The organism is Streptococcus sp. 1559 (assembly GCF_013276735.1).
Lineage (GTDB): Bacteria > Bacillota > Bacilli > Lactobacillales > Streptococcaceae > Streptococcus > Streptococcus pseudopneumoniae.
Map to the genome: position 1 here is coordinate 5,918 of NZ_VMLO01000065.1, position 4,618 is coordinate 10,535.

The 4,618-nt window shown below is 37.4% G+C and carries 5 protein-coding genes and 1 pseudogene; all 6 read left to right on the plus strand.

The window, feature by feature from the left end:
• Positions 1-177 precede the first annotated feature (177 nt).
• Positions 178-387 (plus strand): hypothetical protein, encoded by a 210-nt coding sequence (locus tag HT688_RS12190; RefSeq protein ID WP_223200444.1) that lies wholly within the window; start codon positions 178-180, stop codon positions 385-387.
• 398 nt (positions 388-785) lie between these two features.
• Complete coding sequence (locus HT688_RS12195; RefSeq protein WP_000643408.1) at positions 786-1,031, plus strand: hypothetical protein; 246 nt, start codon at positions 786-788, stop codon at positions 1,029-1,031.
• A gap of 400 nt (positions 1,032-1,431) precedes the next feature.
• Entirely contained in the window at positions 1,432-2,424 is a 993-nt protein-coding gene (locus HT688_RS08270; protein WP_001240792.1) for an ABC transporter ATP-binding protein, read from the plus strand.
• A gap of 1 nt (position 2,425) precedes the next feature.
• Entirely contained in the window at positions 2,426-3,244 is an 819-nt protein-coding gene (locus tag HT688_RS08275; protein ID WP_023936562.1) for an ABC transporter permease, read from the plus strand.
• 1 nt (position 3,245) lies between these two features.
• Positions 3,246-4,031 (plus strand): ABC transporter permease, encoded by a 786-nt coding sequence (locus HT688_RS08280; RefSeq protein ID WP_023936560.1) that lies wholly within the window; start codon positions 3,246-3,248, stop codon positions 4,029-4,031.
• Positions 4,032-4,401: 370 nt separating this feature from the next.
• Positions 4,402-4,618 (plus strand): annotated as a pseudogene (locus HT688_RS08285) (IS1380 family transposase); the annotation flags it as partial.

The window sequence follows — 4,618 nt, forward strand, 5'->3', positions numbered from 1 at the left end:
TTTGGTTTTCATTGAGTATAACACATTGTTAGAAGTTGGTTTAAATTTCCTAATCAGTTTGTTCACATTTACCTTCGATATATTATATCCCATAGTTAAGGTTGGTCATACAGATGATTATAGTCATGGAGCCGTAAAACTTAGTGTTTCTTTAGTTGACAAAGATGCCATGAAAAAATATCTGTAACTGTAATAGGATATTTTGAAATAAATATAGATGAAAATATCACCGATATTCTATACGTAAATGGTACTGCTATTCTTTGTCCTTATTTACGTTCTATTGTTTCAATAGTTTCGGCAATTGATAGCAGTGAAGCAATGTTGCTACCTACCATTAATGTTTTAGAGTTACTAGATAAATCTCAACCTTTTGAAGAAGAATAATTTATTAGCTCACTAAATTGAGGGTAAGGAAAAGTAAAAGCAGTAAGAAAAATGTCTTGCATTATACAGCAACCTTTTGGGAATGAGTAGATGGATTGAATAAAATTTGATTAAGAGTGGATGATTTATCTGTAGATTATTATTGGACAGTTAGTCTTGAAGTAGTCTAAGAATTAGGTTATAATCAGTAGAAGCCTTGCTAATAATGAGGAGGTTAGTTTATGTATAGTAGACTGAATCTAAAATAGTATGAAACAATTGCTAAAACATTTATAGAAATTAATTTTACTTTTCCAATCAATTTGTTCTCATCTTATTTCAATCCGCTATATATTATGGTATCGAATCTTCATCAGAATGATAAAATTAATCAATTAATATCTGATTATAAACAGAATATGAAAGCTTTTTATATCACTATTGAAAAATTTATACGAGATGATGAAAGTCTTAAGTGTTATTTTACAAAGGTTATTTCAAGTCGTTCCAAGGTAACAAGTCTAAATCAGATTGAAGCTGATAAAACGATACAAAGAAAATATTCAAGTGAGCTAAAAAAATTTATTGGATTTTATAATGAGATTATTTGTGAGGAAAATAGTTTCCTACATGTACGAAAGAGGTGGTCGAGTTGGTTTAGGTAGTCGGTGCGTGAGTTGATAATTCTCAGGGTATGGACTTCTTTTTCATGAATGAGGTAAAAGAGCAGGTATTGTTTAGAGACAATCATTCTGAGCATATTTTCTGGATAGAGGGAGTATCCGATTTTATAATCAAAGTTAATACCGCCCTCTGGTGAGAAGATGAGTAGGTTGGTAATTTAAACTATTCAACTGAATTTTTGATTAAAAGTATTATTTTATGAGAGAAATCCTAATTTCACAATCCATAGGCAAACGCTTGCATTCTGTTTTTTATTGGACTATAATAGATTGGTATAAAGCCTTCTGTAGTAATAAAATATAGAAGGTGTAGAAAGTAAGGATTTAGAATATTTGTAGTTAAAAACACAATGTTGCTATTCCTTATGATAGGGAGATAGATATGGCAATGATAGAAGTGGAACATCTTCAGAAAAATTTTGTGAAGACTGTTAAGGAACCGGGCTTGAAGGGGGCTTTGCGCTCCTTTATTCATCCTGAAAAGCAGACCTTTGAAGCGGTCAAGGATTTGACCTTTGAGGTTCCAAAAGGGCAGATTTTAGGATTTATCGGGGCAAATGGTGCTGGGAAGTCGACAACTATTAAAATGCTGACAGGAATTTTGAAACCAACATCTGGTTTTTGTCGGATTAACGGCAAGATTCCCCAGGACAATCGGCAAGATTATGTCAAAGATATTGGGGTTGTTTTTGGACAACGCACCCAGCTATGGTGGGATTTGGCACTGCAAGAGACCTACACGGTTTTGAAAGAGATTTATGATGTGCCAGACTCGCTCTTTCATAAGCGCATGGACTTTTTGAATGAAGTCTTGGATTTGAAGGACTTTATCAAGGATCCTGTGCGAACTCTTTCACTGGGACAACGGATGCGGGCGGATATTGCAGCTTCCTTGCTCCACAATCCCAAGGTTCTCTTTTTAGATGAGCCGACCATTGGTTTGGACGTTTCGGTCAAGGATAACATTCGTCGTGCCATTACTCAGATCAATCAGGAGGAAGAAACAACCATTCTCCTGACCACTCACGACTTGAGCGATATTGAGCAACTCTGTGATCGGATTTTCATGATTGACAAGGGGCAGGAAATTTTTGATGGAACGGTGAGCCAACTCAAGGAAACCTTTGGCAAGATGAAGACGCTCTCCTTTGAACTGCTACCAGGTCAAAGTCATCTCGTCTCTCACTATGAAGGTTTTTCGGATATGACCATTGATAGACAAGGAAACAGCCTCAACATTGAATTCGATAGTTCTCGCTACCAGTCAGCTGATATTATCAAGCAAACCCTGTCTGATTTTGAAATCCGCGATTTGAAGATGGTGGATACGGATATTGAGGATATTATCCGTCGCTTCTACCGAAAGGAGCTCTAAGATGGTCAAATTGTGGAGACGTTATAAACCCTTTATCAATGCAGGTGTTCAGGAATTGATCACCTATAGAGTCAACTTTATTCTCTATCGAATAGGCGATGTCATGGGGGCTTTTGTAGCTTTTTATCTCTGGAAGGCAGTCTTTGATTCCTCACAAGAGTCTTTGATTCAGGGCTTCAGTATGGCGGATATCACCCTCTACATCATCATGAGTTTTGTGACCAATCTTCTGACTAGATCCGATTCTTCCTTTATGATTGGGGAGGAGGTCAAGGATGGTTCTATTATCATGCGCTTGTTGAGACCGGTGCATTTTGCGGCCTCATATCTTTTCACCGAGCTTGGGTCCAAGTGGTTGATTTTTATCTCTGTTGGCCTTCCATTTTTAAGTGTCATCGTGTTGATGAAAATCGTATCTGGACAAGGTATTGTAGAAGTGCTGGGATTAACTGTCCTTTATCTTTTTAGCTTAACGCTGGCCTATCTGATTAACTTTTTCTTTAATATCTGCTTTGGATTTTCAGCCTTTGTATTTAAAAATCTATGGGGTTCCAATCTACTCAAGACTTCCATAGTGGCTTTTATGTCTGGAAGTTTGATTCCCTTGGCTTTCTTTCCAAAGCTTGTTTCAGATATTCTGTCCTTCTTGCCTTTTTCATCCTTGATTTACACTCCAGTCATGATTATTGTTGGGAAATACGATGCCAGTCAGATGATTCAGGCGCTCGCTTTGCAGTTCTTCTGGCTCTTAGTGATGGTGAGCTTATCTCAGTTGATTTGGAAACGAGTCCAGTCATTCATTACCATTCAGGGAGGTTAGTATGAAAAAATATCAACGCATGCATCTGATTTTTATCAGACAATACATCAAACAAATTATGGAATACAAGGTGGATTTTGTGGTTGGTGTGCTGGGAGTTTTTTTGACTCAAGGCTTGAACCTATTGTTTCTTAATGTCATCTTTCAACACATCCCATCCCTGGAAGGTTGGACTTTTCAAGAAATTGCCTTTATCTATGGTTTTTCCTTGATTCCCAAGGGACTGGATCATCTCTTTTTTGACAATCTCTGGGCATTGGGACAACGCTTGGTGAGAAAAGGGGAGTTTGACAAGTATCTGACTCGTCCTATCAATCCTCTCTTTCATATTCTAGTTGAGACTTTTCAGATTGATGCTTTGGGAGAACTCTTGGTCGGTGGTATCCTATTGGGAACAACAGTGACTAGCATTGCTTGGACTCTTCCAAAATTCCTGCTTTTCCTAGTTTGTATTCCTTTTGCGACCTTGATTTATACTTCCTTGAAAATCGCGACAGCCAGCATCGCTTTTTGGACCAAGCAGTCAGGCGCCATGATTTACATTTTTTATATGTTTAATGATTTTGCCAAGTACCCGATTTCCATTTACAATTCGCTTCTTCGTTGGTTGATCAGCTTTATCGTGCCTTTTGCCTTTACGGCCTACTATCCTGCTAGCTATTTTTTGCAGGACAAGGATGTACTCTTTAACATTGGAGGTTTGATTTTGATTTCCCTTGTCTTTTTTGGTATTTCCTTGAAACTATGGGACAGGGGCTTGGATTCTTATGAAAGTGCTGGATCCTAAGATGAAGAAACTCAAAGCCTTGTCTTAGGACAGGCTTTTTCTAATAGAGATGAAAATTCCTTGACATCTATTCTCAGAGTGCTATACTGTAAGTGTAATCGCCGATTTATCTCAGTTGGTAGAGCAAGGCACTCGTAAAGCCTAGGTCACAGGTGAACATATGACTGAAGATTTGAAAAAATAGATATGTATAAATAACCGTTAACCCCAATTATTCACCCCTAATCTAAAAACCCTCCAGAATCCTTGCCTTAGCTTAGATCCTGGATGGTTTCTTTTTTCACCCAATGGGTGTTTTTTACTAGACAAAAAAGAGTTTCCCCTTTATGGTATAAGTGTAGAAAAAAACACAAAAAGAAAGGAAACTCACATGAACAGTTTACCAAATCATCACTTCCAAAACAAGTCTTTTTACCAACTATCTTTCGATGGAGGTCATTTCACCCAGTATGGTGGTCTTATCTTTTTTCAGGAACTTTTTTCCCAGTTGAAACTAAAAGAGCGGATTTCTAAGTATTTAGTAACGAATGACCAACGCCGCTACTGTCGTTATTCGGATTCAGATATTCTTGTCCAGTTCCTCTTTC

Coding starts and splice junctions, on each gene's coding strand:
- HT688_RS08280 (WP_023936560.1), top strand. CDS start 3,246: ATGAAAAAATATCAACGCATGCATCTGATTTTTATCAGACAATACATC.
- HT688_RS12195 (WP_000643408.1), top strand. CDS start 786: ATGAAAGCTTTTTATATCACTATTGAAAAATTTATACGAGATGATGAA.
- HT688_RS08275 (WP_023936562.1), top strand. CDS start 2,426: ATGGTCAAATTGTGGAGACGTTATAAACCCTTTATCAATGCAGGTGTT.
- HT688_RS08270 (WP_001240792.1), top strand. CDS start 1,432: ATGGCAATGATAGAAGTGGAACATCTTCAGAAAAATTTTGTGAAGACT.